This is a genomic window from Comamonas serinivorans, assembly GCF_002158865.1.
In the GTDB taxonomy this organism is placed as follows: domain Bacteria; phylum Pseudomonadota; class Gammaproteobacteria; order Burkholderiales; family Burkholderiaceae_C; genus Comamonas_E; species Comamonas_E serinivorans.
The window spans coordinates 3,466,454-3,490,751 of the sequence record NZ_CP021455.1; the positions used below are offsets into that span (position 1 = coordinate 3,466,454).

Below are 24,298 nucleotides of genomic sequence, written 5' to 3' on the forward strand. Positions count from 1 at the left end.
TCGATCGCCCTTGCGGTGAAGCATCCCCACGCACCCTGAACGCGCGGCGGCGCGCTGTGCCGCGGGCGTCCGTGGTGCGTGACCGATTCGTTCAGCGCCGATCCAGGCCGCGCAAAGGACGGCCCAGCGCCTGCTCCAGGCGACCCAAGGGGCTGGAGGCCGGGTTGTACTCAGCCCCAGCCGGAAAATGCAGCGTCTGCTCGAGCATGAACTGGCCCGACATCACCGCATGCGTGGCCTGGTCCGAGAAGCACACCCAGGTCGACCCGGGCGGAAATGGCACAGTCTCCTGCCGGCAGTTGGCCTGGTAGTCCAGGTCGCCCTTCATGCCGTCGTGCAGCTGCAGCATCAGGTGGTCGAACTCGCTGCGGTAGGACTTGGTGGCGTGCAGCAGCTTCAGCGCCTGGGCCTGCCAGGGCACATACGACTTGGCCCTGGGCAGGAACTGCTGCACCACCTCGTCGAACGACTCGCCCACGCGCCACACACGCGGCTCGCCATGGGGGTTCACGTTGGTGAACACGCGCAGGATGCGCTCGCCATACGTGGGCCGCGACGGAAACGCATCCACATGCAGGCGCTTGTCATCGGCCCGCCAGGACTGCGCACGCGTTGCCACGGCCATGGGCCGGTAGCTGGTCGGCGCCAGGCGCAAGCGAGGCACATAGTGCGGGAACAGGCCATGCACCAGCGCCTGGGCCTGGCTGCGAAACCGGGCCACCATGGCGGTCAGCGCCGCCAGCGTCGCCGCATCGCCCTGCCCGCCCTTGAGCTGCCCCTCCACGCCCAGGCTGATGTTGCGCGCCTTGGGGTCGCGCACGGCCGGCGTCAACAGGGCCTGTTCGTCGGGCGAGAGCACGAAGGGCAAACTAGGAAAGTAGAGCACTTGACCCGCTTCCAAGGCGTCGATCCAGGCGGGATCGGCCTCCGGGCCAAGCCATTCGGTGCGGGGCACGTGAACGATGGAGGACGTGCGCATGTCCATGGCAGGTCAGGCGGTGCGGCATCCAGGTCCCACAGAACAGAACCCGCCAGCACCTCTCAGTGAAACAAGGCGGCCATGGTAGCGCGCCTGGTCCTTCACCTCCTGACCTGGATCAGGGACCGCGCCCCCGACAGGGGAAATCCCGGTTCAGGGCAGCGCCGTCGGCAACGGCGTGCCCGGGCGCCAGGCGCGGGCCACGGCCTGGGCCCCAGCCAGGCGCCGTTTGCTAACGCCGACCGCGTTTCAGGCCCACCGGGGCCGCCCGGCATGGCGCCACAGCAAGGCCGTCACGCACAGCCATTGCACGAGGTACAAGGCGCTGCCCACGCTGTGCCAGAGCTTGAGGTTGTCGCGCGCCACGATGCGCGGCGACACACCGTACTGGTTGGCGATCACCACGAACAGCGCCACCAGCACGATGACCAGCGTGGTGCGCGCGTGCGGGTCGGCCGGCACGCCGTGGCGCGTGGCGGCCGCGCGCCGGTTCACCAGCAACAGCACCACGCCGCAAGCGAGCGCCACCAGGCTTTGTTGCGCGAACAGCTGCGCCGCCAGGGTGCCCGCCATGGCCGGTGTGGGCAGCTTGGCAAACAGCATGGGCACGATCCAGAACCCCAGCGCGCTGATGCTGGCCCACCAGGCCGCGATCACGAACAAGGACAAGCGATTCAACATGGCAACTCCGCGCACCGGGTTTCAAGGCATTCAAATGGCAGTATGCCCGCATTGCCGTTTTGTTTGAAACGGCAATGCGGGCATACTCTCTACTGAATTAACGGTCAGCGATAGACGACGCTGACGATGTCGTAATGGCGCACACCGCCGGGCGCCTGCACCTCGGCCGCATCGCCCTCTTCCTTGCCGATCAGGGCGCGGGCGATGGGGCTGGAGATGTTGATCAGGCCCAGCTTCAGGTCGGCCTCGTCCTCACCCACGATCTGGTAGGTGACGGTGGCGCCGCTGTCCTGGTCTTCGAGTTCGACCGTGGCGCCAAACACCACCTTGCCGCCCGCGTCGATGGCGGCCGGGTCGATGATCTGCGCCGCGGCCAGCTTGCCCTCCACCTCTTTGATGCGGCCTTCGATGAAGCCCTGGCGGTCCTTGGCCGCGTCGTACTCGGCGTTTTCGCTCAGGTCACCCTGGGCACGGGCTTCGGCAATGGCCTGAATGACCGCAGGACGCTCGACGGACTTGAGTTGCTGCAGTTCTTTCTTGAGTTTTTCCGCACCGTTCTTGGTGATGGGAATGGTGGCCATGTGTTTGTCTACCTGTAAAAAGCAAACCGCCGAGCGTTGAGCCTCGGCGGTGTGTGAGCAATGCCTCGATTATGCAACCCACCAGCGTGCGTGCATGCCTTGGCCGGATGAATCTGTCGGGGCCGTGGACCGGCCCCTGTTGCCTGCATTTTAAGGGAGGGACGATGGCGGGGAAAGCCCGCCCGCCCCGCGCATCGCAGGCGCCGCACACACGGGTTGCGCGTCTCCCGTCATGGCGTCACGCCCACACGCGTTCGGCGGGACGCCCACGGCTCGAACGAGCGCCGCGGGCGCCAAAGCCGTCACGCGGCGTCGTGCAGGTGCGCGTGCATCTCCTGCACCGAGATCACACCCAGCTTGTCCATGTACTTCATGCCCTCGACGGCCGCCTCGGCGCCGGCGATGGTGGTGAAGGTCGTGACGCGGCCCAGCAGGGCGCTGGTGCGGATGGCGCGCGAATCAGCGATGGCGTTGCGGCGCTCTTCCACCGTGTTGATGACCAGGGCGATCTCGTCGTTCTTGATCATGTCCACGATGTGCGGACGGCCTTCGGTCACCTTGTTGACGACCTGCACCTGCAGGCCGGCGTCGGCCAGCGCCTGCGCCGTGCCGCGCGTGGCGCACAGCGGGAAGCCCATGGCGGCCAGCTCCTTGGCGATCAGCACCGCCTGCGGCTTGTCGGCGTTCTTCACCGTCATGAAGACCTTGCCCGACGGCGTGCCGTCGGCCTTGGTCGCGCGCGGCAGGCGCTCGCCGGCGCCCATTTGCGCCTTCACATAGGCTTCGCCAAAGGTCTTGCCCACGCCCATGACTTCGCCCGTGGACTTCATCTCCGGGCCCAGGATGGTGTCCACGCCCGGGAACTTCACGAACGGGAACACGGCTTCCTTGACGCTGAAGTACGGCGGCGTCACCTCCTGGGTGATGCCCTGCTTGGCCAGGCTCTCGCCGACCATGCAGCGCGCCGCCACCTTGGCCAGCTGGATGCCCGTGGCCTTGGAGACGAAGGGCACCGTGCGCGAGGCACGCGGGTTCACTTCGAGCACGTAGATGATGTCGGCGCCGTCGCGCTCCTGGATCGCGAACTGCACGTTCATCAGGCCAACCACGTTCAGGCCCTGGGCCATGGCGGCGGTCTGGCGCTTGACCTCATCGACCGTGGCCTGCTTGAGGTAGTACGGCGGCAGCGAACAGGCCGAGTCGCCCGAGTGCACGCCGGCCTGCTCGATGTGCTCCATCACGCCGCCGATGAAGACCTGGCCGGTGCTGTCGCGCACGCAGTCCACGTCGCACTCGATGGCGTTCGACAGGAAGTGGTCCAGCAGCACAGGCGAGTCGTTGCTCACCTTGACGGCTTCGCGCATGTAGCGCTCGAGGTCGCGCTCTTCGTGCACGATTTCCATGGCGCGGCCACCCAGCACGTAGCTGGGGCGCACCACCAGCGGGTAACCCAGCTCGCGCGCATGGGCCAGCGCCTCTTCGTGGGTGCGCGCCGTGGCGTTGGGCGGCTGCAGCAGCTTGAACTGTTGCAGCATCTGCTGGAAGCGCTCGCGGTCTTCGGCCGCGTCGATCATGTCGGGCGTGGTGCCGATGATGGGCACGCCTTCCTTTTCGAGGCCCAGCGCCAGCTTCAGTGGCGTTTGGCCACCGTACTGCACGATCACGCCAGCGGGCTGCTCGACCGCCACGATCTCCAGCACGTCTTCCAGCGTCAGCGGCTCGAAGTACAGGCGGTCCGAGGTGTCGTAGTCGGTCGACACGGTCTCGGGGTTGCAGTTGACCATGATGGTTTCGTAACCGTCTTCGCGCATGGCCATGGCGGCGTGCACGCAGCAGTAGTCGAACTCGATGCCCTGGCCGATGCGGTTGGGGCCACCGCCCAGCACCATGATCTTCTTCTTGTCGGTGGGCGCGGCCTCGCACTCCTCGTCGTAGGTCGAGTACATGTAGGCCGTGTTCGAGGCGAACTCGGCGGCACAGGTGTCCACGCGCTTGTAGACCGGGCGCACGCCCAAGGCGCGACGCGCATCGCGCACGGCTTTGTCGGTGGTGTGCAGCAGCTTGGCCAGGCGGCGGTCCGAGAAACCCTTGCGCTTCAAGGTCTGCAGCTCGTCCTTGCTGATCTGCGCCAGGGCCTGCTCGCCGTGTTGCTCGGCCAGCTGGTCCAGCTCGAGCTCGATCTTCACGATCTCTTCGATCTGCACCAGGAACCACTTGTCGATTTTGGTGATGGCGTGCACCTCGTCCAGCGACCAGCCGGCCGCGAACGCGTCGCCCACATACCAGATCCGGTCGGGACCGGGTTCGCCCAGCTCCTTTTCCAGGATCTCGCGGTCCTGGGTCTTTTCGTTCATGCCGTCCACGCCGACTTCCAGGCCGCGCAGGGCTTTCTGAAACGACTCCTGGAAGGTGCGGCCGATGGCCATGACCTCGCCCACCGACTTCATCTGCGTGGTCAGGCGGTTGTCGGCGGTGGGGAATTTCTCGAACGCGAAACGCGGGATCTTGGTGACCACGTAGTCGATGGTCGGCTCGAACGAGGCCGGCGTGGCGCCACCCGTGATGTCGTTCTTCAGCTCGTCCAGCGTGTAGCCCACGGCCAGCTTGGCGGCGATCTTGGCGATCGGGAAACCCGTGGCCTTGGACGCCAGCGCAGAGGAACGCGACACGCGCGGGTTCATCTCGATGACGATCATGCGGCCGTCGGCCGGGTTGACCGAGAACTGCACGTTCGAGCCGCCCGTGTCCACCCCGATCTCGCGCAGCACCGCCAGACTGGCGTTGCGCATGATCTGGTATTCCTTGTCGGTCAGCGTCTGCGCCGGGGCCACGGTGATGGAGTCACCCGTGTGCACACCCATGGGGTCCAGGTTCTCGATCGAGCAGACGATGATGCAGTTGTCCTTCTTGTCGCGGACCACCTCCATCTCGTACTCTTTCCAGCCCAGCAGCGACTCCTCGATCAGCAGCTCGTTGGTGGGCGAGGCCTCGAGGCCGCGCTTGCAGATGATCTCGAACTCTTCGGGGTTGTAGGCGATGCCGCCGCCCGTGCCGCCCAGCGTGAAGCTGGGGCGGATCACGGTGGGGAAACCCACGCGCTTTTGCACGTCCCAGGCTTCCTCCATGCTGTGGGCGATGCCCGAGCGGGCGCTGCCCAGGCCGATGCGCGTCATCGCATCCTTGAACTTCAGGCGGTCTTCGGCCTTGTCGATGGCCTCGGGCGTGGCGCCGATCAGCTCGACCTTGTACTTGTGCAGCACGCCATTGCGCCACAGGTCCAGCGCGCAGTTCAGCGCCGTCTGGCCGCCCATGGTGGGCAGGATGGCGCTGGGGCGTTCCTTGGCGATGATCTTCTCGACCGTCTGCCAGGTGATGGGCTCGATGTAGGTGACGTCGGCCGTGGCCGGGTCGGTCATGATCGTCGCAGGGTTGCTGTTGATCAGGATGACCTTGTAGCCCTCTTCGCGCAGCGCCTTGCAGGCCTGCACGCCGGAGTAGTCGAATTCACACGCCTGGCCGATCACGATGGGGCCGGCGCCGATGATGAGGATCGACTTCAGGTCTGTTCTCTTTGGCATAAACGGTTCAGTTCATCTATGGAGTATCAACCGATTCCCGTCATCAAACAAACGGCAATCTGGCCATACTCCTTTTCAAAAAATCAGGTCAAGAGGATTTCAAAGGCTTGCGTGCGGACATCAGGTCCAGCCCGCAGGCCCGTGCCGCATCCACCGTCAACGGCACCATGAAGCGCATGCCGATCTGCTGGCCCATGCGGTAGCCGCCACCGGGTTTCAGCATCGCGTCCGTCGCACCGTCGAGGTACAGCGCCTCGCGCAGGTCGGCATACCGCGACGCCGTCAGGAACTCGATCGTCCCCTTGAGGTCCTGCGGATCCGGCTGCGCGCCGCCGAACATGCCCGCGCGCATGGCGCCGCCCACGAAGCGCACCGCGCCGTCATCGAGCATGGCCACATCGCCGGACACGCGGTCCGGGTGCTTGCGCGCGTAGTCGGCAGCCCGCTGACGCATCACGGCGTTGCCCTTTTCAGGCGCCAGCTCGCGACGCATGCAGGCCACGTCCTGCGGCGTGTGGCGGTCCATCTCGTTTTGCAGCGGCCAGTTCGGGTCGTGCGCGGCGATGTGGCCCAGCATCTCGCCCAGCGGCATGATGGCCAGGAACTGATCCTGCAGGCGCTCGACCTGGCCCGCCGGCACCGAGGGCGCCGTGGCACAGCCCGCGAGGGCCGCCACGCCAAGCGCCGCGAGCCAGAAAGCCGGCCCCCGGCGGCCAAACGGCCACAGACGCGCCGACCCTGCACAGGCCGTGCGCGCGGCACAACCAGCAGCGCCGGCCAGGCCAGCGAACGACCCGGGCTTGGCCTCAGGCATGGCGGTCCTCGAACTTGGCGAGGATCGCCTGCTTGCGCGCGTCGGGCATGTTCTTCTGCATCAGCTGGATCAGGCCGTCGCCGTCCACCATGGGGCGCAACACCTCGACTTCGGCGTCGTAGAACTTGACGTTCCAGTCGGCGAGTTCGGTCGCGAAGGTCTCGTCGTCCCAGGTCTTGCCCTTGGCCAACACCGTGATGAGCGGCATGGCCTTGTGCTCGATGAAGGACTTCTTGTAGGGCTTTTGCTGCCAGCGGTCACCAAACCACTCGCGATGCGGCGAGACCAGCGTGAGCAAGCGCTTGTTGATGGCCTTCTCAAGCGCCGAGATCGGAAAACTGTAGAGCTTCATGGCGTGGATCGGTGGTTGCGGGTGGAACGACGGGCGACGCGATCACTGCATCAGCTTGATGAAGCGGTCGAACAGGTAGCCGATGTCGTGCGGGCCGGGCGAGGCTTCCGGGTGACCCTGGAAGCAGAACGCCGGGCGGTCGGTGCGTTCCAGGCCTTGCAGCGTGCCATCGAACAGGCTGATGTGCGTGGCGCGCAGGTTGGCCGGCAGGCTGTCCAGCGCCACGGCAAAGCCGTGGTTCTGGCTGGTGATGCTCACCTCGCCACTGTCCAGGTCCTTGACCGGGTGGTTGGCGCCATGGTGGCTGTTCTTCATCTTGAAGGTCGTGGCCCCGCTGGCCAGCGCCATGATCTGGTGCCCCAGGCAAATGCCGAACACCGGCTTGCCCGACTCCATGAGCTCGCGCGCGGCCGAGACGGCATAGTCACAGGGCTCAGGATCGCCGGGGCCGTTCGAGAGGAACACGCCATCGGGGTTCATGGCCAGCACGTCACGGGCCGGCGTCTGCGCCGGCACCACCGTCACGCGGCAGCCACGCTCGGCCAGCATGCGCAGGATGTTCTTCTTCACGCCGAAGTCGTAGGCGACGACGTGGAACGCGGGCTGGGTCTGCTGGCCATAGCCGGGCGTGCCGTCCTCGCGGGCCAGCTGCCACTCGGTCTCGGTCCACTCGTAAGCCTGGGGGGTGGACACGACCTTGGCCAGGTCGAGACCGGCCATCGACGGTGCCGCCTGGGCCTTGGCCAGGGCCTCCTGGCGCACGGCGTCGGTCAAGGTCTGACCGGCAGCCAGGGCCACGATGCACCCGTTTTGCGCGCCCTTGTCACGCAGCAGACGCGTGAGCTTGCGCGTGTCGATGCCGCCAATGGCGACGGCATTCTGACGCGTGAGGTATTGCGTGAGGGTTTCGGTGGCGCGAAAGTTGCTGGCCAGCAGCGGCACTTCCTTGACGATGAGGCCGGCGGCCTGGATGCCGTCGGCCTCCACGTCTTCGGGGTTGGTGCCGTAGTTTCCGATGTGGGGATAGGTCAGCGTGACCAGTTGTTGGCAGTAGCTGGGGTCGGTCAGGATTTCCTGATAGCCCGTCATGGCCGTGTTAAAGACCACTTCACCCACCGTGGCGCCAGCGGCGCCGATGGCGTAGCCCTCGAACACCGTGCCATCTGCAAGCGCCAACACGGCGGGGGGGTATGCGCCCTTCAAGGACAAAAGCACTGGGTTCTCCGATTGTTGCGGGTCGCCCTCGTTTGTCGATGCGCCGCCGCGTGGGGTGCGGACGTGCTTGGCGTGCGCCAAAACGGCCTGATCGATCGATCAGGCCTTGCGCGGTGAGAAATCAGGGGGCAACCGGTGTGCGAAAAAGCCCATCATTGTAGCCTGTGACCGGCTGCCTCGCCCGCGACTCGCGCGGCGTGTGGTGCAGTGGCCTGGCGGGAGTGGTGCATCGCCCTGCACACCCTTGGTCATGAGTATGGCACCACTTCCGATGAAAATAGATCGGGAACCAGGCCATACTCCAACAAATTGACTTTCAGTCGCCGGTTCGGGCCACGGCACTGGCGTGCAGGCAGATGGCGGCCGCAGCCGCCACGTTGAGCGATTCTTCGCCGCCCGGCTGCGCAATGCGCGCAAAGGCCTGGGCCTGAGCCATCAAGGCCGGGCTCACGCCCTGCCCTTCGTGGCCCATGAGCCAGGCGCAGGGCCAGGGCCAGGCGCGGGCGTGCACGAAATCGCCCTGGTGCGAACTGGTGGCCAGCAGCGGCACCCGCAGCTGCTGCACCAGCCCCTCGTCGGCCAGCTCGTGCAAGGCCAGCGCGAAATGGGCGCCCATGCCCGCGCGCACCACCTTGGGCGCCCACAAAGCCGCCGTGCCCTTGATGGCCAGCACCTGGCGGAAACCGAAGGCGCTGGCGCTGCGCAGGATGGACCCCACGTTGCCGGCGTCCTGCAGGCGGTCGAGCACCACGGTGGGCGCATCGGGGTCCACGCCCTGCGCGGCCGGCAGCGCGAACACCATGCCCACGCCGCGCGAGGACGGCAGGGCCGACAGCTCGGCGAACAGCCGGTCGGGCAACAGCACCGCACGCTGCGCATGGGCCGCGTACCGGGTCAACCCCTCGGCATTGGACTCGGCCAGGATCAGCTCCTGCGGTTGCCAGCCGCGGCTCAGCGCGGCGTCGCACAGGTGGTCACCCTCGACCCACACGCGCTGCAGGCTGCGGTAGCTGTTGGCGTCCTGCACCAGCTTGCGCAGGGTTTTGTAGCGCGGGTTGTCGCGCGAGGTGATGACCAGGGCCGGCATGGGCTGTCTTTGCAAAACGGGGGAACGCTCGCGCGTTCAAAAAGGGTCGGCGGCACCCGTGCCAGGGGCCGCAGGGCCGGATCAGCTGGCCACGACCTGCAGCCTTCAGGGGGGGCACGCGGCTTGCGCCTGCAGGGCCTCGCGGCATTTGGCCACAGGTGCAAAGCTGCTGCGGTGCAACTCGCACGGGCCATGTTGACGCAAGGCCAGCATGTGGGCGGCGGTGCCATAGCCCTTGTGCTTGCCAAAGCCATACTGCGGCCAGGTGGTGTCGACCTGAGCGCACCAGCGGTCGCGGTGCACCTTGGCCAGGATGGAGGCCGCCGAGATCGACGGCACCAGCGCATCGCCGCCCACGATGGGCTCGCACAGCATGGGCAGCACGGGCAGCTGGTTGCCATCGACCAGCACCTTGACAGGCTGCAGGCGCAGGCCCGCCACCGCCCGCTGCATGGCCAGCAAGGTGGCCCGCAGGATGTTCAGCGAGTCGATCTCCTGCACCGAAGCCTCGGCGATGCACAGGCACAAGGCCTTGTCCTGAATCTCGTCGAACAGCTGATCGCGCCGCTTGGCGGTCAGCTTTTTCGAGTCGTTCAGGCCATCGATGGGCCGATCCGGGTTGAGGATCACCGCGGCCGCCACGACGGGCCCCGCCAAAGGGCCGCGACCGGCCTCATCCACGCCGGCCAACAGGCCTGGCGCATCCCACAAGAGCGTCATTTGTTCAGCGCGCAATCGTCGTCTCTAAGAAATCAAGCCCCGGACCGGGCAGCCACCACGTTCGCAATGGCGTCACAGGCCAAGGTGGGGGTGTCCTGGGCCAGCTCGGTGTGCAGGCGGGCCAGGCGCTGACGCAGCGCAGCCACCTCGGCCGGGCTGTGCAGCCACTGCAGCACCGCCCGCGCCAGCGCCTGGGGCGTGGCCTGATCCTGCAGCAATTCGGGCACCACGGCTTGCTGGCACAGGATGTTGGGCAGCCCCACCCAGGGCATGAGCTGTTTGCGGCGCATCAGCCAGTGGCTGAGCGCCGGCATGGCATAGGCAATCACCATGGGGCAACCGAACAAGGCGGCCTCCAGCGTGGCCGTGCCACTGGCGATGAGGGTCACGTCGCAGGCCGCCAAGGCCGCGTGCGACTGCCCGTGCAGCAGCCGGACCTGGTCCTGCGCACCCTGCGCCGCCAGCAAGGCGGCCAGGCGCGCGTGCTGGCTGGGCACGGCGGGCATCACGAACTGCACGGGCCGCCCATGTTCGGCCTGCACCAGGCGGGCGGCCTGCACAAACCGATCGGCCAGGTGCTCGATCTCGGCCGCGCGGCTGCCGGGCAGCAGCGCCACCACCGGCACGTCGGGCTGCAGGCCCAGCGCCTGCTTGGCCGCCGGCCGGTCCACCTGCTGCGGAATCACGCTGGCGAGGGGGTGGCCCACGTAGGTGGCGGCCACCCCGTGCTCGGCCAGCAAGGCCGGCTCGAACGGGAACAGGCACAGCACGTGGTCAGCCGCCTCGCGCAGCTTGAGGACTTTTTCAGGCCGCCAGGCCCAGAACGAGGGGCTGACGAAATGCACCGTGGGCACGCCCGCCTGCCGCAGACGCCGTTCCAGATCGAAGTTGAAGTCGGGCGCGTCGACGCCCACGAACACATCGGGCCGTTGCGCCAGCCAGCGGTCGCCCAGGCGCTTGCGCAGCCGCAGCAGCGGAATGAGCTTGGGCAGCACCTCGACGTAGCCGCGCACCGCCAGCGCCTCGCTGTCGGACCAGGCCTCGAACCCCTGGGCCTGCATGGCGTGACCGCCCACGCCCTGGGCGCGCACCTGCGGCCAGCGTGCGCGCATGGCGGCCAGCAGCGCCGCAGCCAGCAGGTCGCCCGAGGCCTCGCCCGCGACCATGCCCACGCGCTCAAGCGACGGCATGGCACGCATAAAACTCAAGGAGTATGAGGTTGTTGCCGTTCACATTGAAACGCCAACAGCCGCATACTCCATGCAGACTGGAACAAGCCATGACCATCAGCGCACGATGCCGCGCGTCGCCTCCTGCAGAAAGGCCTGCATCAGGTGCACATCGGCCTGCATGTCGGCATCGTGCACCTCATCCCGCAAGGCATCCAGCTGCCCGCGCACCGCCTCCAGCGCCAGGCCCTGGCGGTAAAGCAGGCGCTGCATGTGCTTCACGTTGGCAATGCGCTCGGGCGAAAAGCCGCGCCGACGCAAGCCCTCGGCATTCACGCCATGGGCCGCCACGGGGTTGCCGCCCACGGTCATGAAAGGCGGCACATCCTGCGGCAACCGGGTCTGAAACGCCGCCATGGCATGCGCCCCCACGCGCACGAACTGGTGCACGCCGGTCTGACCGCCCAGGAACACCCAATCCCCCAGGTGCACGTGGCCGGCGAGCTGCACGGCGTTGGCCAGGATGATGTGGCTGCCCAGCTGGCAATCGTGGGCCACGTGCACGTACGCCATGATCCAGTTGTCATCGCCCAAGCGGGTGATGCCCTGATCCTGCGTGGTGCCGGTGTTGATGGTGACGAACTCGCGGAAGGTGTTGTCGTTGCCGATCTCGAGGCGCGTGGGCTCACCAGCGTACTTCTTGTCCTGCGGCGCGGCCCCGATGGAGACGAACTGGAAGAAGCGGTTGTTCTGCCCGATGCGGGTGTGCCCTTCGATGCAGGCATGCGGCCCGACCGAGCAGCCCGCGCCCATCTGGACGTGCGGACCGATGACGGCATAAGGCCCGACCTCGACCGACGAGTCGAGCTCCGCCCGGGCGTCGACCAGGGCCGTGGGATGAATCTTGGCGTGCGTCATGCTCAGGCGAATCAAGCCACCTTGCGCATGGTGCACATCACGGCGGCCTCGACCGCCAGCTCGTCTTCCACCGTGCCTTTGCAGTTGAAGCGGTAGATGCCCCCGCGCACGCGCTCGAGCGTGGCGTGCAGGATCAGCTGATCGCCGGGGCCCACGGGGCGCTTGAAGCGCGCGTTGTCGATGCCGACGAAATAGAACACGGCGTCGGGCGCCAGGCTCATGTCGAACAGGTCAAACGACAGCAGCGCCGAGCTTTGCGCCAGCGCTTCGAGCATCAGCACACCCGGCATGACCGGGCGGCCCGGGAAGTGGCCCTGAAAAAACGGTTCGTTGACGGTGACGTTCTTCAACGCCCGGATGGTCTGGGAAGGTTTGTCGATCTCCAGGATCCGGTCGACCAGCAAAAACGGGTACCGGTGGGGCAGCTTGGCGAGAATGTGCTGAATATCCATGTCAGGATCTGATGAAACTCTTCTGAAAACGAAGGCGTGTCGGATGGACACGCCCTGGCTTGTGTGGCTCAGGCATCGGACGCCTGCGGTGTCTGCAAATGCTCCAGCGCACGCACGCGCGCACGCAGTTGATGAAGTTGCCGCACATTGGCCGCATTCTTTTCCCAGCTGGCGTTGTCGGACAGCGGAAAAAACCCCGTGTACTGACCTGGCTTGGCGATCGACCGGGTCACCACCGAGGCCGCCGACACGTGCACGTGGTCGGCAATCGTCAGGTGACCCAGGATCATGCCGGCACCGCCCACGGTGCAATGGGCGCCGATGTCGGCCGAACCGGCCACGCCCGTGCAACCGGCCATGGCCGTGTGCTCGCCGATGCGGGTGTTGTGGCCAATCTGGATCTGGTTGTCGAGCTTGACGCCATCGGCAATCACCGTGTCGTCGAGCGCACCGCGGTCGATGCAGGTGTTCGCCCCCACTTCCACATCGTTGCCGATCACCACGCGCCCCAGCTGTTCGATCTTTTCCCAGCGTCCGTCCACGGCCGCAAACCCGAAGCCATCGCCACCAATCACGGCGCCCGGCTGTATCAGGCAGCGCTCGCCCAGTGAGCAATCTTGTCCGAGCCATACCCCTGATCGAAGCACGGAGTGTGCGCCCACCCGGGCCCCGGCCTCGACCACACACAGCGGCCCGATGTGGGCGCTGGCGTGGACCTCGGCCTGCGGGTGCACCACCGCCGTGGGGTGAATGCCGGGCGGAAAGCGCTCGCCGCCCACCGAGGTCAGGCTGCGCCACAGCTGACTGAGCCGCGCGTAGTACAGGTAGGGATCACCCGCCAGGATGTACGCCCCGCCGCGCGCCTGCGCAGCAGCCTCGGCCTTGGCCGACACCACGACGCACGCAGCCTGGCAGTCCGCCAGCTGGGCCGCGCGGCGTGGGTCCGACAGGAAGGAGATGGCCCGGCTGCCGGCGCGCGCCAACGGGGCCAGCTCGGTGATGGACAGGGCGGGATCCCCGTGCAAAACGCCACCCAGGCGATCGGCGATGCTGCCGAGCGAGATCGGCTCAGCCAGGATGGATGGCGTCACACCGGCCTCACTTGGCGCTGTCGAGCGCCTTGATCACTTTGTCGGTGATGTCGTGCTTGGGGTTGATGTAGACGGCTTCCTGCAGGATCACGTCGTACTTTTCCGTTTCGGCCACTTGCTTGACCACGCGGTTGGCACGGTCCAGCACCTGGGCCAACTCTTCGTTCTTGCGTGCAGCGAGGTCTTCCTGGAACTCACGGCGGCGACGTTGGTAGGCGTTGTCCTGATCGGCCAGCTGACGCTGGCGCGTGGCGCGGGCCGACTCCGACAGCGTGGGCGCGTCGCGCTCGAACTTGTCCGACGACGCCTTCAGGGCGTTGCCCGAGTCCACGAGTTCTTTTTCGCGCTTGGAAAACTCCGATTCCAGTTTGCTTTGCGCCGCCTTGGCCGGACCCGACTCGCGCAGCAGCTTGTCGGTGTTGATGAAGCCGATCTTGAAGTCCTGAGCCACCGCAGGCAGCGACACCAGCACGGCAGACGTGCCCAGGGCCAGTGCAGACAGGTAGCGTTGAAGTTTTGTCATGATCAGAAAGACGTCCCGATTTGGAATTGCAGTTTCTCGATTCTATCGCCGGCAAACTTGCGCACAGGCTGAGCGAACGCAAAGCGCAGCGGGCCCAGCGGCGAGATCCAACTGATGCCGATGCCGGTCGAGGCGCGCATGCGGCTCAGGTCAAAGCTCTCGTTCTCGCCGTACACGTTGCCCACGTCGACGAAGACGAATGCCCGCAGCGTGCGGTCGTTGCCCACACCGGGGAACGGTGTGATGAATTCGAGGTTGGCGTTGAAGCGCTTGGCGCCCCCGATGAAGGATCCAGTCACGTCGCGCGGGCCCAGCGTCGATTGCTCGAAGCCCCGCACCGAACCCAGACCGCCCGCGTAGAAATTCTTGAACACCGGGAAGGCGCGGCCCCCGAAGCCCTTGCCCCAGCCCACCTCGGTGTTGAACGCCAGGGTGTAGGACTTGGACAGCGGCAGGTACTGCTGGAACTGGTAGTTGGCCTTGACGTAGCGCGCGTCGGCCAGCGCACTCAGCTCGGTGTTCAGGCGCTGGTAACGGCCCTTGGTGGGCGCCAGCGCGCTGTCCCGGCTGTCACGCGACCAACCGATGGTCAATGGAACGCCCCAGCTGGTGTAGCCATAGTTCTCGGCATACGCCAGGTAGGCGCCGGGGATGTTGGTGCCGGGCTTGATGCGCGTGCGTTCTGCGGTGACGCCGAAGTACACCGTGTCGAGCTCACTGAACGGCACGCCGAACTTGATCCCGCCGCCGGTGGTGATCAGCTCGTAGTTGCCGCCCTGGTCCTTGTAGGGGCGTACCGACTTGTAGAACAGGTCATAGGTGCGTGACACACCGCCCGTGGTGAAGTACGGGTTGGTGGTGCTCAGCACCAGGGCACGGTTGTAGCGGCCGGTGTTCAGCTCCGCCGACAGGTAGTTGCCCGAGCCGAACACGTTCTCCTGCTTGATGGCAAAGGTGAACGACAGTTTTTCGGACGACGAGAAGCCCGCCCCGATGGACACGCTGCCCGTGGGCTTTTCCTTGACCACCACGCTCACGTCGACCTGGTCGGGGGCGCCGGGCACCTCCACCGTTTCGAGCGACACATCGGTGAAATAACCCAGGCGGTCCACACGGTCGCGCGACAGTTTCATCTTTTCGCCGTCGTACCACGACGACTCGAACTGCCGGAACTCACGGCGGATCACTTCGTCCCGCGTGCGCGTGTTGCCCTGGATGTTGATCTTGCGCACATAGGCCCGGCGAGACGGGTTGGCCTGCAGCGTGATCGCGACCGTGTTGTCAACACGGTCCACGTTCATCTGCGGCTCCACCTTGGCAAAGGCATAACCGTAGCGCGCAAAGCCATCGGTGAAGGCCTTGACCGTGTTCGCCACCTGATCAGCGTTGTAGGGCTCGCCCGGCTTGATCTCGATCAGCGACTTGAACTCGTCGTCCTTGTTGAGGAAATTGCCTTCGATGTCGACCTTGGAGACCACGAAGCGCTCGCCCTCGGACAGGTTGACCGTGACGCTGATGGACTCCTTGTCCGGCGAGATTGCCACCTGCGTCGAGTCGATCTTGAAGTCCAGGTAGCCACGGGCCAGGTAGAACGAGCGCAGCGCTTCCAGATCGGCGTTGAGCTTGGTGCGCGAGTACTGGTCGGACTTGGTGTACCAGCTCAACCAGCCACCGGTGTCCAGGTCGAACAGGTCCCTCAACTGGCTTTCGCTGAACGCGCGGTTGCCGACGAGGTGGATGTCCTTGATCTTGGCCGATTCGCCTTCGGTGAAGGCAAACGACACGTGAACCTGGTTGCGCGTGGTCGGCGTCACCGTGGTCACGACGTTGGCCGCGTACTTGCCGCGCTCGATGTACTGGCGGCGCAATTCCTGCTCAGCCCGGTCGGCCAGGGCCTTGTCGAACGGACGACCTTCGTAGAGGCCGATGTCGCGCAGTGCTTTGCTGAGCACTTCTTTGGTGAATTCCTTGTTGCCCGTGAACTCAATCGAGGCCACGCTGGGACGCTCCTGGACGACCACGACCAGCACGTCGTTCTGCACCTCCAGGCGCACGTCGGAGAACAGGCCCAAGGCAAACAGCGAACGGATGGCGCTGGCGCCCTTCTCGTCGTCGTAAGCGTCGCCCACCTGCAGCGGCAGGGAGGCGAACACCGTGCCGGGTTCCACGCGTTGCAAGCCTTCGATGCGGATGTCGCGCACTGTGAACGGGTCAACCGCCCAGGCCGCCTGGGCCGAAAAAATCATGGCCACGACTGCGGCAGCCGTTCGGACTCGGAAAGCTTTCATCGGTAATCGCTCACGGATTGAAGGGCGTCAGGCGGCGGGACTGGGCGTCCGCGCCTGCGGGGCAGCTGAATCGGGTGCAACATGCAGCTGCCAAGTGTCTCATGCGGTGAACCACGGCAACAGGTACCGCGACAAATCGTTGAACATGGCCAGAGACATCATGAGCAACAAGATGGCCAGACCACCTTTTTGCAGGCGCTCCAGCCAGACATCGGTCAGCGGTTTTCCTCTCACCGCCTCCCAAAGATAATACATCAGGTGCCCCCCATCGAGGACGGGGATTGGCAACAGATTGAGCACGCCCAGGCTCACGCTGAGCAGGCCCATGAAGGTCAGGAATGGCGTCAGGCCGATGCTGGCCGACTTGCCCGCATAGTCGGCAATCGTGAGGGGACCGCTGATGTTCTTGAGCGATGCCTCGCCGATCACCATGCGCGCCATCATGCGCAGCGTCAGCGCCGACATCTCCCAGGTTTTCTGCGCGCCCTGGGCCAATCCGGCGAACACGCCATAGCGCACCACCGTCATGTCGGGTGCGGCGCCGATGTAGGCCCCCACCCGCCCGATGCGGGCCCCGGCGTCCTGCACCACGTCGGGCAAGACTGCCAGGCGCAAGGTCTGGCCTTCGCGTTCAACCTGCCACTGCTGCGCCGGCGCCTGTGGCTGGTTGGCGGCTTTGATGAGGCCGCGCAGCTGACCGGCGTCGGTCACCGGTTGCGCATTCACGGCCACCACGCGGTCGCCCTCCTTCAGGCCGGCTTTCGCGGCCGCGCCGCCAGCCATCACCTGACCCAGCACCGGTGGCATCTGGGGCGCGTCGATGCCCGCCCGCTGAAACAGCTCGGGCGTGGGGTCCTGGATGCGCAATTGCGCCAGGGGCAGCGTCACCGGTGCCAGGGCGCCCCCATCGCGCCGCACGCTGAGCTGCAGGTCTTTGCCCTCGAGTGCACCGCGCGTGACCAGCCAGCGCAGGTCATCGAAAGACCGCAGCTCGCCCAGGCTCGCGTCGTCCAGCGCGGCGCGCTCCACCACATCGCCCGCCCGCAGGCCCACCCGCTCGGCCAGCGAACCCGCCGCCGGCGGCGCCAGGATGGCCCGCGGCTCGTTGACCCCGATCCAGTTCACCGCGCTGTACAGCAGAACCGCCAGCACGAGGTTGGCCACCGGCCCCGCGGCCACGATGAGGGCACGCTTGCCCACGGACTGCGCGTTGAAGGCGAGGTGCCGCTCGTGCGCAGCCACCGGGCCGTCCTGCTCGTTCAGCATGCGCACGTAACCGCCCAGCGGCACGGCGCTGATGACGTATTCGCAGTCTTCCAGCCCTGGGCGCGGGTGCTTGGGCTTGTAGCGCCAGATCACGCGGCCGAAGCCGATGGAAAAGCGCAGCACCTTGACGCGGCACGCCACCGCCATGCGGTAGTGCCCCCACTCGTGAAAGGCCACCAGCACGCCCATGGCGACGATGAAAGCCAGCACCTTGATCAACAGCATCACTCGTTGTCCCTGCGGCCCAGTACCGCGCTCATGCAGGCCGCAGGCCTGCGGCGCCTGGGATCAGGCGCGCGCCAGGCCATGCTGGACCTGTTGCTCGGCCAGGCACCGCGCCTCGCGGTCCAAGGCCAGCAAATCCTCGAGATTGTGCGGTCGCGAGAAATCCAGGGCATCGAGTGTGGCGACGTTGATGCGGTGGATGTCGGTGAACCGGATGCGCTCGTCCAGGAAGGCCTGCACCGCCACCTCGTTGGCGGCATTGAGCACGGCACAGCTGCCAAAGGGCGCGCGCAAGGCATCCCAGGCCAGGCGCATGCCCGGGAAGCGCTGCTCGTGGCCATGGCTGTCCAGCGCCTCGAAGGTAAGCGCAGACAGCGACGAGAAATCCAGCGCCTGCGCCCCCGAAGCCATGCGTTCGGGCCACGACAGGCCATAGGCGATGGGCACGCGCATGTCGGGCGTGCCCAACTGGGCCACCACCGAGCTGTCGTGGTACTGCACCATGGAATGCACCACGCTCTGCGGGTGGATCACCACGTCGAGCTGGTCGGGCGGCAGCCCGAACAGGTAGCGCGCCTCGATCAGCTCGAGCGCCTTGTTCATCATGGTGGCCGAATCGACAGAGATCTTGCGCCCCATCACCCAGTTCGGGTGGGCGCAGGCCTGCGCCGGCGTCACGGCGTCCAGCGCATGGGGCGCCCAGTCGCGAAACGGCCCGCCCGAGGCGGTGAGGATGATCTTGGCCACACGCGTGGACCAGGTGGCGGGGTCATCGGGCAGGGACTGGAACACCGCCGAATGCTCGCTGTCGATGGGCAAGAGCTTGGCGCCGCCCTGAGCCACAGCCTGCAGGAACAGCTCGCCGCCGACCACCAGAGCCTCCTTGTTGGCGAGCAGCAGGCGCTTGCCGGCGCGCGCCGCCGCCATGCAGGGCGCCAAACCGGCGGCCCCCACGATGGCAGCCATCACGGTGTCCACCTCGGGCGCGGCAGCCAGCGCAGTCAGGGCCTGCGCACCCGCCTGGGGCTGGGTGCGCAGGCCGGCCGCCTTCAGCTTGCTGGCCAGCTCGTCCAGCCGCGCCGCATCGGCCACGGCGGCCACAGCGGGTTGAAACTGCATGCATTGCGCCACCAACGCATCGACACGACTGGCCGCCGTCAAGGCATGGACCACGAAGCGGTCCGGGTGACGCGCGATGACGTCGAGCGTGTTGACCCCGATCGACCCCGTGGAACCCAACACGAGCACGCGTTGCATGGAAACCCCCAATTCAATCATTCAGGAGTATGCCCACGTTGCCGTTCAAAAATAAACGGCAGTGGCAGCATACTGCATCACATCAGCACCAGCATCAGCGCCAGCGGCAAGGTGGGCAAGAGCGCATCGACCCGGTCCAGCACGCCCCCATGACCCGGCAGCAGCTGGCTGGAATCCTTGACGCCGGCCGCGCGCTTGACCAGCGACTCGCTCAGGTCGCCCACCACGCTCATCGCTGTCAAGAAGACCAGGCTGAGCACCAGCACCACGGGGCCGTGCGTCTCGAGCAGCAGCGTGTACAGGCTGGTTCCGCCCACATGGCCGCCGCGCTCCAGCGCCATCCAGACGCCGGCCAGCACCGCCACGCCGACGAGGCCGCCCACAGCACCTTCCCAGCTTTTGCCCGGACTGATGGCCGGGGCCAGCTTGCGGCCGCCGAACAGCTTGCCGCCCAGCGCCTTGCCAAAGAAATAGGCGAACACATCAGCCGCCCACACCAGGGCCAGGGTCGACAGCAGGAAGGCCACGCCCAGGTAGCGCGCCTGCCCCAGGGCCAGCCAGGCGGCCAGCAGGACGAGCAGGCCGACGGCCATGCGCACAGGCTGGGGCACCCGGGGCCAACCGGCCACGCCAACCTTGAGCAACCAGCAGCCGCACAGCACCCAGAAGGCGCCCACGCCGATCCAGAGCACGCGATGCGGGCCGGCAAAAAAGCCCGCATACCAGCACGCCACGCACACCAACGCCATCAGCGCGCCCGCAGCGGGGGCCCACGCGCTGGCCCCGTTGAGCCGCGCCCACTCCCAGCTGGCGGCCACCATGGCCACCGCCCCCACCAGCAGGAACCAGTCGGGGTTGGTGGCGAACAAGGCCGGCAACAGCACGGCCAGCAGGATCAACGCGGTGACGATGCGCTGCTTGAGCATGGGAGAGGTCCTCTGTTCAGCCGCAAAAGAAGGGATCAGGCCGCGGACATGCCACGCTCCACCTGTTCGGAGGTCTTGCCGAAGCGTCGCTCGCGCCCGGCGAAATCGGCCAGTGCGGCATCGAGTTCGGCCGCATCGAAGTCCGGCCACAGGCAGTCGCTGAAGTACAGCTCGCTGTAGGCGCACTGCCAGAGCAGGAAGTTGCTGATGCGGCGCTCGCCTCCCGTGCGGATGAGCAGGTCGGGATCGGGTGCATGGGCCGTGGCCATGGCCGCAGACAGGGTGCCCTCGCTCAGGGGCTGACCCGCATCCACCACGCGCTGGGCAGCCTGCACCACGTCCCAGCGTCCGCCGTAGTTGAAACAGACGTTGAGCAGCAGCTTGGCATTGCCGGCCGTCTGCACCTCGGCCCCTTCCATGCTGGCCAGCAGCGAGGCGTTGATGCCGGAGCGATCCCCCACGAAGCGAATCGCCACACCGGCTTCGTGCAGGGGCTGCACTTCGCGAAGCAGGGCCGCAGCCATGAGCCGCATCAGGCCCGACACCTCGTCGGCGGGGCGCTGCCAGTTCTCGGACGAGAAGGCAAACACGGTCAGCACGCCCACGCCGCGTTCCATGCACAGCCGCACACAGCGGCGCAAAGCCTCCACGCCCTGCTTGTGACCGGCCACACGCGGCAAGAGGCGCCGCTTGGCCCAGCGCCCATTGCCATCCATGACGATGGCGATGTGCAGCGGCCGGGGTTCGGCGTTCGGTTGCTCGGGTTTCAAAACGATCGGCCTCAAACGGCCATGATGTCCTGTTCCTTGCTGGCGACGAGCTGATCGATCTCGGCGATGCGCTTGTCGGTCAGCTTCTGCACCTCGGCCTCGGCGCGCTTCTGATCGTCTTCGGATGCTTCCTTGTCCTTGACCAGCTTCTTCACCGATTCGTTGGCGTCGCGGCGCAGGTTGCGGATGGCCACCTTGGCGTTCTCGCCCTCGGTCTTGACCAGCTTGGTCATCTCGCGGCGACGCTCTTCGCTCATGGGCGGCATGGGCACGCGGATGAGGTCACCCATGGATGCCGGGTTCAGGCCCAGTTCGCTCTCGCGGATCGCCTTCTCGATCTTGGCGCCCATGTTCTTTTCCCAGGGCTGCACGCTGATGGTGCGCGAATCGATGAGCGCCACGTTGGCCACCTGCGACAGCGGCACCATCGAGCCGTAGTACTCGACGTGGATGGTGTCGAGCAACGCGGGGTTGGCACGGCCCGTGCGGATCTTGGTCAGGTTGTTCTTGAAGGCCGCGATGGATTGTTCCATCTTGGTCTGCATGGTCTTGTGAATGTCTTGAATGCTCATGGCCGGAATTCCAATGCGCTGTGTGCGCAAAACAGCAACGGGGACGCCTCAGGCGTGAACCAGGGTGCCCTCGTCGGCACCGCAGACCACACGCCCCAGCGCGCCGGGTTTGACGATGGAAAACACCTTGATCGGCAGCTTCTGATCGCGGCACAGCGCAAACGCCGTGGCGTCCATGATGCCCAGGTTCTGCGTCATGGCCTCGTCAAATGTCAGATGGGTATAGCGCGTTGCCGTTGGATCCTTCATCGGATCGGCGGTATACACCCCATCAACCTTGGTGGCCTTGAGGACCAGTTCGGCACCGATCTCGGCGCCGCGCAACGCAGCGGCCGTGTCGGTGGTGAAGAACGGGTTGCCCGTACCGGCCGCGAACACGACCACTTTGCCCTCTTCCAGGTACTGCAGGGCCTTGGGGCGCACGTAAGGCTCGACCACCTGCTCGATGCCGATGGCCGACATCACGCGGGCCGTCAGCCCCTGCTTGTTCATGGCATCTGCCAGGGCCAAGGCGTTCATCACCGTGGCCAGCATGCCCATGTAGTCGGCCGTCGCCCGGTCCATGCCGGCCGAGCCGCCCGCCACACCGCGGAAGATGTTGCCACCACCGATCACCACCGCCACTTCCACACCCTTGGCCACCACATCGGCCACCTCGCCCACCATGCGCTCGATGGTGGCTTGATTGATGCCGAAGGCATCGTCACCCATCAAGGCCTCGCCGGACAGCTTGAGCAGGATGCGTTTGTAAATAGGTGTGGCAGGTTCGGTCATGGGCAAACAGGGGTGTTCAAAACAGCGGCAGTTTAGCGGGGAAGCGGCGCCAGGCGGTCACTGGCCGCAGCAACGGTCGCCAGATGCAAAAACTGCGGGCCGAACGCCATCCAGCGTCCAGACCCGCAGCCGGTCAGGGGATCAGGCGCCCTTGGCAGCCGCAACCTGAGCGGCCACTTCGGCCGCGAAGTCGTCCTGCTTCTTCTCGATGCCTTCGCCCACGACGAACATCGTGAAGCCCTTCACATCGGTCTTCTTCTCTTTGAGCATCTGCTCGACGGTCTGCTTGTCGTTCTTCACGAAGGCCTGGTTGAACAGGGACACTTCCTTGAGGAACTTCTGCACCGAGCCTTCCACCATCTTGGCGACGATGTCAGCCGGCTTGCCCGACTCAGCCGCCTTGGCGGCGGCCACCGAACGCTCGCGCTCGATCAGCTCGGCCGACACGTCGTCGCCCTTCAGGGCCACGGGCTTCATGGCAGCGATGTGCATGGCCACGTCCTTGGCGGCGGTTGCGTCGCCTTCGAACGGCACCAGCACGCCAATGCGCGTGCCGTGCAGGTAGCCGGCCACGTTGCCTTCCAGGCGCACGAAGCGGCGGAAGCTCATGTTCTCGCCGATCTTGCCGATCAGGCCCTTGCGCACGTCTTCCAGCGTGGGGCCGTAGGTGTCTTGCTCATAAGGCAGCGCGCCCAGGGCCTCGACGTCAGCCGGGTTCTTTTCAGCAACCAGGCGGGCAGCGGCTTCTGCCAGTTGCAAGAAGCTGTCGTTCTTGGTCACGAAGTCGGTTTCGCAGTTCACTTCCAGCAGCGAAGCCACCTTGCCGTCGTTGTACGAGGCGATCACGCCTTCAGCCGTGACGCGCGAGGCGGCCTTGCCAGCCTTGGTGCCCAGCTTGACGCGCAGCAGTTCTTCCGCCTTGACCATGTCGCCGTTGGCCTCGGTCAGGGCCTTCTTGCATTCCATCATGGGGGCGTCGGTCTTGGCGCGCAGTTCAGCGACCATGCTTGCGGTAATAGCCATCTTGTCTTTCTCCGAAATCTGTTTGCGAATGCCCGCACGTGGCGCAAAAAAGGGGCGCGCACGCCCCTGATTCACTCACGCACCACGTGCCAGGCGCGTATGGATGTCTTGCAGACGTCGTCTTACTTGGCCGACTCGTCGACTTCGACGAATTCGTCGTCGCCTTCACGCACGGCAGCCACCACGGCCTCCACGCGGTTGTTCTTGCCTTCCAGCACGGCATCGGCGATGCCACGGGCGTACAGCGCCACAGCCTTGGCCGAGTCGTCGTTACCGGGGATCACGTAGTCGATGCCATCGGGGTTGTGGTTGGTATCGACCACGCCCACCAGCGGAATGCCCAGCTTCTTGGCTTCGGACACAGAGATCTTGTGGAAGCCCACGTCGATCACGAAGATCGCGTCAGGCAGCGCATTCATGTCCTGAATGCCACCGATGTCACGCTCGAGCTTGGCGATTTCGCGCGTGAACATCAGCTGTTCCTTCTTGCTCATCGCGTCCAGGCCAGCTTCTTGCTGAGCCTTCATGTCCTTCAGGCGCTTGATCGAGGTCTTCACGGTCTTGAAGTTCGTCAGCATGCCACCCAGCCAACGCTGTTCGACGAAGGGCATGCCGGCGCGGCGGGCTTCTTCAGCCACCAGCTCACGCGACTGGCGCTTGGTGCCCACGAACAGCACGGTGCCGCCATTGGCAGCCAGCTGGCGCACGAACTTAGCGGCTTCCTCGAACTTCGGCAGCGTCTTTTCGAGGTTGATGATGTGAATCTTGTTGCGGTGGCCGAAGATGAACGGGGCCATCTTGGGGTTCCAGAAGCGCGTTTGGTGACCGAAGTGGACGCCGGCTTCCAGCATTTCACGCATGGTGATCGACATGGGGTTTTCTCCAGAGGTTGGGACTGTTGAACGCCGCGATCGCCCACATGACCTGCTAGCAGTGGGGGACACCTGTGTTCGACGTTCAAGTGATTGCAGCGCCACCCCAGGCGGCAAAGCGTCTGGGGGCAAGCCTGGCACTGGGTCATCCAGGCGCGGCTTGTG

Annotated in this window: 23 protein-coding genes; all 23 read right to left on the reverse strand. The window is 65.9% G+C overall.

What is annotated here, in order from left to right; all coding sequences use genetic code 11:
• Positions 1–91: 91 nt before the first annotated feature.
• Positions 92–979, reverse strand: coding sequence for a Kdo hydroxylase family protein (locus tag CCO03_RS14735; protein WP_087284744.1), 888 nt, complete (start codon positions 977–979; stop codon positions 92–94).
• 249 nt (positions 980–1,228) lie between these two features.
• On the reverse strand, positions 1,229–1,660 hold the full coding sequence (locus tag CCO03_RS14740) for a DUF4149 domain-containing protein (RefSeq protein WP_087282269.1): 432 nt from the start codon (positions 1,658–1,660) through the stop codon (positions 1,229–1,231).
• 104 nt (positions 1,661–1,764) lie between these two features.
• Positions 1,765–2,241: a transcription elongation factor GreA gene (greA, locus tag CCO03_RS14745; protein WP_087282270.1), complete on the reverse strand. Its 477-nt coding sequence runs from the start codon at positions 2,239–2,241 to the stop codon at positions 1,765–1,767.
• Positions 2,242–2,543: 302 nt separating this feature from the next.
• On the reverse strand, positions 2,544–5,819 hold the full coding sequence (gene carB / locus CCO03_RS14750; RefSeq protein ID WP_087282272.1) for a carbamoyl-phosphate synthase large subunit: 3,276 nt from the start codon (positions 5,817–5,819) through the stop codon (positions 2,544–2,546).
• Positions 5,820–5,907: 88 nt separating this feature from the next.
• Positions 5,908–6,633, reverse strand: a complete 726-nt coding sequence (locus CCO03_RS14755) for a hypothetical protein (protein WP_087282274.1) — start codon at positions 6,631–6,633, stop codon at positions 5,908–5,910.
• A complete protein-coding gene (locus CCO03_RS14760) occupies positions 6,626–6,985 on the reverse strand; it encodes a hypothetical protein (protein WP_087282276.1) in 360 nt (119 codons plus the stop codon). Before CCO03_RS14760 ends, CCO03_RS14755 begins: the two co-directional genes overlap by 8 nt.
• Positions 6,986–7,027: 42 nt before the next feature.
• Complete coding sequence (carA, locus tag CCO03_RS14765) at positions 7,028–8,200, reverse strand: glutamine-hydrolyzing carbamoyl-phosphate synthase small subunit (RefSeq protein ID WP_205690312.1); 1,173 nt, start codon at positions 8,198–8,200, stop codon at positions 7,028–7,030.
• A gap of 316 nt (positions 8,201–8,516) precedes the next feature.
• On the reverse strand, positions 8,517–9,287 hold the full coding sequence (locus CCO03_RS14770) for a TrmH family RNA methyltransferase (protein WP_087282280.1): 771 nt from the start codon (positions 9,285–9,287) through the stop codon (positions 8,517–8,519).
• A gap of 105 nt (positions 9,288–9,392) precedes the next feature.
• Positions 9,393–10,007 carry a ribonuclease HII gene (gene rnhB, locus CCO03_RS14775; protein WP_087282283.1) on the reverse strand — a complete coding sequence of 205 codons (615 nt, stop codon included), beginning with the start codon at positions 10,005–10,007 and terminating at the stop codon, positions 9,393–9,395.
• A gap of 32 nt (positions 10,008–10,039) precedes the next feature.
• A complete protein-coding gene (lpxB, locus tag CCO03_RS14780; RefSeq protein WP_087284746.1) occupies positions 10,040–11,197 on the reverse strand; it encodes a lipid-A-disaccharide synthase in 1,158 nt (385 codons plus the stop codon).
• A 96-nt stretch (positions 11,198–11,293) separates the two neighbouring features.
• Positions 11,294–12,094, reverse strand: coding sequence for an acyl-ACP--UDP-N-acetylglucosamine O-acyltransferase (gene lpxA / locus CCO03_RS14785; RefSeq protein ID WP_087282286.1), 801 nt, complete (start codon positions 12,092–12,094; stop codon positions 11,294–11,296).
• A gap of 11 nt (positions 12,095–12,105) precedes the next feature.
• Positions 12,106–12,546 (reverse strand): 3-hydroxyacyl-ACP dehydratase FabZ, encoded by a 441-nt coding sequence (gene fabZ / locus CCO03_RS14790; RefSeq protein WP_087282288.1) that lies wholly within the window; start codon positions 12,544–12,546, stop codon positions 12,106–12,108.
• 68 nt (positions 12,547–12,614) lie between these two features.
• Positions 12,615–13,637 (reverse strand): UDP-3-O-(3-hydroxymyristoyl)glucosamine N-acyltransferase, encoded by a 1,023-nt coding sequence (lpxD, locus tag CCO03_RS14795; protein WP_236903861.1) that lies wholly within the window; start codon positions 13,635–13,637, stop codon positions 12,615–12,617.
• A 7-nt stretch (positions 13,638–13,644) separates the two neighbouring features.
• Complete coding sequence (locus CCO03_RS14800; protein WP_087282289.1) at positions 13,645–14,160, reverse strand: OmpH/Skp family outer membrane protein; 516 nt, start codon at positions 14,158–14,160, stop codon at positions 13,645–13,647.
• A 2-nt stretch (positions 14,161–14,162) separates the two neighbouring features.
• Positions 14,163–16,448: an outer membrane protein assembly factor BamA gene (bamA, locus tag CCO03_RS14805; RefSeq protein ID WP_205690313.1), complete on the reverse strand. Its 2,286-nt coding sequence runs from the start codon at positions 16,446–16,448 to the stop codon at positions 14,163–14,165.
• Positions 16,449–16,547: 99 nt separating this feature from the next.
• Positions 16,548–17,936 (reverse strand): RIP metalloprotease RseP, encoded by a 1,389-nt coding sequence (gene rseP / locus CCO03_RS14810; protein WP_087284750.1) that lies wholly within the window; start codon positions 17,934–17,936, stop codon positions 16,548–16,550.
• A gap of 66 nt (positions 17,937–18,002) precedes the next feature.
• A complete protein-coding gene (ispC, locus tag CCO03_RS14815) occupies positions 18,003–19,196 on the reverse strand; it encodes a 1-deoxy-D-xylulose-5-phosphate reductoisomerase (RefSeq protein WP_236903862.1) in 1,194 nt (397 codons plus the stop codon).
• A 77-nt stretch (positions 19,197–19,273) separates the two neighbouring features.
• Complete coding sequence (locus tag CCO03_RS14820) at positions 19,274–20,122, reverse strand: phosphatidate cytidylyltransferase (RefSeq protein WP_087282294.1); 849 nt, start codon at positions 20,120–20,122, stop codon at positions 19,274–19,276.
• 35 nt (positions 20,123–20,157) lie between these two features.
• Entirely contained in the window at positions 20,158–20,838 is a 681-nt protein-coding gene (uppS, locus tag CCO03_RS14825) for a polyprenyl diphosphate synthase (RefSeq protein ID WP_087284752.1), read from the reverse strand.
• A 65-nt stretch (positions 20,839–20,903) separates the two neighbouring features.
• Entirely contained in the window at positions 20,904–21,464 is a 561-nt protein-coding gene (gene frr / locus CCO03_RS14830; RefSeq protein WP_087282295.1) for a ribosome recycling factor, read from the reverse strand.
• Between the two features lie 48 nt (positions 21,465–21,512).
• On the reverse strand, positions 21,513–22,238 hold the full coding sequence (gene pyrH, locus CCO03_RS14835; RefSeq protein ID WP_087282297.1) for a UMP kinase: 726 nt from the start codon (positions 22,236–22,238) through the stop codon (positions 21,513–21,515).
• 141 nt (positions 22,239–22,379) lie between these two features.
• The gene (gene tsf, locus CCO03_RS14840; RefSeq protein ID WP_087284754.1) at positions 22,380–23,261 is read right to left on the reverse strand and encodes a translation elongation factor Ts; all 882 of its coding nucleotides are present in this window, start codon (positions 23,259–23,261) and stop codon (positions 22,380–22,382) included.
• 122 nt (positions 23,262–23,383) lie between these two features.
• Positions 23,384–24,133 (reverse strand): 30S ribosomal protein S2, encoded by a 750-nt coding sequence (gene rpsB, locus CCO03_RS14845; RefSeq protein WP_087282299.1) that lies wholly within the window; start codon positions 24,131–24,133, stop codon positions 23,384–23,386.
• Between the last annotated feature and the right edge of the window lie 165 nt (positions 24,134–24,298).